This is a genomic window from Methanocorpusculum petauri (assembly GCF_026891975.1).
Lineage (GTDB): Archaea > Halobacteriota > Methanomicrobia > Methanomicrobiales > Methanocorpusculaceae > Methanocorpusculum > Methanocorpusculum petauri.
Genome location: NZ_JAPTGB010000037.1, coordinates 1 through 4104, shown reverse-complemented (window position 1 = coordinate 4104; position 4104 = coordinate 1). Strand labels below are relative to the sequence as shown.

Here is a 4104-nt window from a genome sequence, read left to right as displayed (position 1 = left end):
ACAAAACCATGCGCCGAAGACCTCCGAAAACATCGCCGCAGGTGGGTAGCCTGCACAAAACCACACGCCGAAGATACCCGAAAATAAAAACAGGGCACACTCGATCAGATTTCACAGGCAAGTCTGGAAGCTTGTGTCGAATTTGTTACGGCCATATGTATTTATGTCATGAAATGAATCCTACTATAAGAGGAAATAGTCCGAAGAGAATACCGGGAGCAAGGAAAACATATGATGAGGAAAGATCAGGAGAGTGCGGTTTCCCCGACAATTGCAACGGTGTTAATTCTGATGATGACCGTGGTGGCAGTGGCGGTGGTGGCAGCAGTGGCAATGGGACTGGCAGGAGGAGAACCGGATTATGTGGTCGGGCTGACGGTGAAGGCCGCGCCCGCAGGAAATGATGCAGTGGTGACGCTCTACGGCAGCAGAAACCTGCCGGATCTGGTGCGGGTGGAAGTGATTGATGCAGGCTCATCCGCCGGGGAGTTCGTGGAGGCGTGGAACGGGACGGCGGGCACGGCGCCGGCAGGGGTCCCGCTCACCGCCGGAAATGCGGCCCGGCCTGTGGAGGCAATGTCCGCATATACAACGAAGCTGTGGGTAAAGGGAACGTTCGCGGACGGAACAGAGCAGGTGCTGCTGATGCAGACGGTGACGTTTACGGACGTGACGGTGTCGTCGTCAGGGAGTGATGACAGCGAAGACGAGGAGAAGGAGCCGGGATATACGATAAGTGCAACAAAATGGGAGGACTATAAGGGGTCTATCAATACCATTCCGGGAGGTACATTGCTGGAATTTGAAAATGGAAAATATATATACTGTAAGAGTAACGGACTTCAATGCCAGTCGCTTGCTGAGGCTGAAGAAGAAAAAACGAGAGAGTATTTTTGGGAGCATAAGGTTCAGTCTGGTAAAGATAATGCACTTAGTTTCGATTTATCCGAAGAAATAATTCGAAGTGCAAAGACAGTAACATCTAATAGTCCACCCAATAAGGCAGGGACAGTATACACTAAAAACGGCAAATTATATCTAAAAACAGATGACAACTATGAGAATGGCATTCCAAGCACTAATATAGTGGAGATAGGATCAATCACGAGTGAGAACAAACAGTCCCCCTGAAAACAAAAACAGACCGCCCCGACAGTTAGCAGTCCGGCGGAAACAAAGGGAACACAGACAAACAGAAAACCAAAAAAAATATCCGGCGGGCGAAATACAGAAGACCGGCGCAGAGTATTCCGGGAGAATCCCGAAAACAAAAATTATTTTTTCTTCCAAAAAAAAATTCAACGAATTTTTTTGCAGCATCACACAACCAAAAAAAATTATTCCACAATCTGCTCTTCAGCGAACCGGTCCTCCGTCGCGATCAGAAACGCATCCCCCATCCGCAAAGCATCCCGCGAACAGATATCCGTACACTGCCCGCAGAAGATACAACTGGAAACATAAATCCGCACACGCTTCTCCTTCTTCACCTTCTCGGAAACATTCCCCTCCGCATCCGTCATGCGAACCGTCACCGGAGGATAGACCACCTGCTCAATCGCATGCGCAGGACAGACCTTCAGACACAGACCGCAGCCGTTACACGCATCCCGGTCATACACAATTCTCCCGCGGAACGCGGGTGGCGTTTCCACCGGCGGAACAACCGCCGCTTTGCCTTCCGCAACCGATCCAAGAAAACCCGTGATCGACTTCGGCAGACGGACAGCCGGGAACAGATTCGTCACCGGCTTTTTCACCGACTGCACCAGAATCTCCCGCAGCATCGGAAGACCCGCCATCTCAGATCACCCCCGGACAAACCGCATCCGCCATCATCAGAATGATTGCGAGCGCTCCAAGGCCGCCGAGCACCAGCCAGTACAGACCAACGACCTGTGTGATTCTGAAACGGGCCATCATCGTTCGGACGACCGTCACCGACACAATCACCACAAACAGCACCTTCAGGAAGAAGAAGATGAGATCAGCGACTCCTGCCGCCGCACCCGTAAGGCCGAGGAACGGCGAAAGATTCCACGGCAGCAGGAGAATAATCCCGAACGCAGACATCGCCACCGTCTTCACCGCCTGTGCCAGCGTAAACAGACCAAGATTTTTGCCGGAATACTCCACCAGAATACCTCCCGCAAGCTCCGTCTCCGCCTCCGGCGAATCAAACGGAATCTTCGACAGCTCACCCGGCGTAACCCAGGCCATCATCACGAGGAGGATGAGAAGCGCAACAACCCCCAGCGGACCCACAACATCCCAGACCGAAACCTCCATCAGCGTCAGCAAAGAAAACGGCTCGGCAACACCCGCCGCCATCAGCCGCCACGCAATCGCAATCACCGCAACCGCAAGCGGCAGCTCATACGCAATCATCGACACCATCTCACGCTGGGCACCCACCGTCGCATACGGCGAACCGGACGCAAAACCCCCGATCACCAGAGCAAGCGACGGAATGATCAAAAGATACAGAACCAGAATCACATCCCCGAACTCCCCCAAGACCGGCGCAAAACTCCCGAACGGAAGATAGAGCAGGATTGCAACCGCTGACGCCAGTGCCACGATCGGCATCGCATGAAACAGCCAGGGAATCGCATTTGCCGGAACAATATTCTGCTTCGCAAACAGCTTCCGCACATCCGTAAACGGCTGAAGAAGCGGCGGACCAACCCGCGCCTGCATCCGGGCAGCAACCCTCCGGTCAATCCCCGAAAGAATCAGACCGAATGCAATTGCGAGGACCGCAAGAACAATCGTCCCGCCGACAGCACCAAGAACCGGATTCATGCCCGCATCCTCCGCGTCTTCGCATACGACATCCTCGTCATCTCCTCCTTGGTAAAGACCTTCGTCGTACGGGCATCCGCATCCGTAATCGCAACGCGGTCCGTACACGAAAGACACGGATCAACCGACGCCACCACAATCGGAACATCCGCAAGCTGGACACCCTTCAGAATCAGCGGCCAGACATGCAGATTACTATACGACGACGCCTTCACCTTCCAGGCGATCGGCGCCTCCGCCTTATCCATCGCAACATAATGCAGACACTCCCCGCGGGGGGCCTCATGACGGCCTACCGCCTCACCCTCAGCCTTCTTGCAGGCCGCAAGAATCTTTGCCACCTTCTCCTCCCAGAGAACAGGCCCTGCGGGCATATTTGCCAGACACTCCTCAATGATCTCAACCGACTGGGCAACCTCAAAGATACGGACAACAATTCTGTCATACGTATCGCCGTTCACATCCGTTCCGTAGGCCGTCGGCATAACCGGCTTTAAATCCAGATCGCCGTAGGCCGCATACGGATAATCCACCCGGAGATCCGCCGTACAGCCCGAAGCCCGCGCCGTAGGCCCTACCGTAGAGTACGCCATCGCCTTCTCAAACGAAAGAAGACCCACACCCTTACAACGGGAACTGATAACCGCATCTTCGAGGAACAGCGTCTTCAGCTTCCCGAACAGCTCCTTGTAACTGTTCAGACACCTCCGGATCTTCTCATGCTGAACCTCCGTAATATCCCGGCGGACACCGCCAATCTGGATGATATCATAGTTCACGCGGTTCCCCGTAATGCACTCGATTGCATCCATCGCATCCTCACGGACACGCCACGCCAGATAGAACAACGTATCAAACCCGAGTTCATGCGCCGCAACACCCGCCCAGAGCAGATGGGACTGAATACGCTCAAACTCGGCAATGATCACTCTGACGTAGTCAGCCCGCTCCGGAACCGTGATGTCTGCGATCTGCTCAACCGCCCGCGCAAACGCAAGCGAATGCGTCACCCCGCAGATACCGCAGATTCGATCCGTCAGATGCACAATCTGTACCGGATTACGGGAAAGACCCATCCACTCAATACCGCGGTGAGTCTGGCCGGGCGTGAAATCCGCAGAGACAACCTCCTCGCCCACAACCGTCAGTTCAAGATGAACCGGCTCTTTCAGAGCCGGATGGATCGGACCTACCGGCACAATATAGGGAGCTTTCTTTGCCATTTACTCCTCACCTCCGCCAAGCGGAGCCGGGGGGGGGGGGGGGGGGGGGGGGGGGGGGGGGGGGGGGGGGGGGGGG

General features: G+C 54.8%; 4 protein-coding genes. 1 reads left to right on the top strand and 3 read right to left on the bottom strand.

From position 1 onward, the window contains the following. Window positions 1-231: 231 nt before the first annotated feature. Window positions 232-1131, top strand: a complete 900-nt coding sequence (locus tag O0S10_RS10335) for a hypothetical protein (RefSeq protein ID WP_268925801.1) — start codon at window positions 232-234, stop codon at window positions 1129-1131. A gap of 206 nt (window positions 1132-1337) precedes the next feature. On the opposite strand, the gene O0S10_RS10330 is transcribed toward O0S10_RS10335, so the two are convergent. Genes O0S10_RS10330 through O0S10_RS10320 form a run of 3 tightly spaced genes read right to left on the bottom strand, consistent with a single transcriptional unit; the run spans window position 1338 to window position 4028 of the window. Next, entirely contained in the window at window positions 1338-1802 is a 465-nt protein-coding gene (locus tag O0S10_RS10330) for a 4Fe-4S binding protein (RefSeq protein ID WP_268925800.1), read from the bottom strand. A gap of 1 nt (window position 1803) precedes the next feature. Beyond that, entirely contained in the window at window positions 1804-2805 is a 1002-nt protein-coding gene (locus O0S10_RS10325) for a respiratory chain complex I subunit 1 family protein (RefSeq protein ID WP_268925799.1), read from the bottom strand. Then, a complete protein-coding gene (locus O0S10_RS10320) occupies window positions 2802-4028 on the bottom strand; it encodes a hydrogenase large subunit (protein WP_268925798.1) in 1227 nt (408 codons plus the stop codon). The genes O0S10_RS10325 and O0S10_RS10320 overlap by 4 nt, the downstream gene beginning before the upstream one ends. Window positions 4029-4104: the final 76 nt, after the last annotated feature.

Excerpts from the sequence above, each read along its gene's own strand:
- O0S10_RS10330 (WP_268925800.1), bottom strand. The coding sequence starts at position 1,802 with ATGGCGGGTCTTCCGATGCTGCGGGAGATTCTGGTGCAGTCGGTGAAA.
- O0S10_RS10335 (WP_268925801.1), top strand. The coding sequence starts at position 232 with ATGATGAGGAAAGATCAGGAGAGTGCGGTTTCCCCGACAATTGCAACG.
- O0S10_RS10325 (WP_268925799.1), bottom strand. The coding sequence starts at position 2,805 with ATGAATCCGGTTCTTGGTGCTGTCGGCGGGACGATTGTTCTTGCGGTC.
- O0S10_RS10320 (WP_268925798.1), bottom strand. The coding sequence starts at position 4,028 with ATGGCAAAGAAAGCTCCCTATATTGTGCCGGTAGGTCCGATCCATCCG.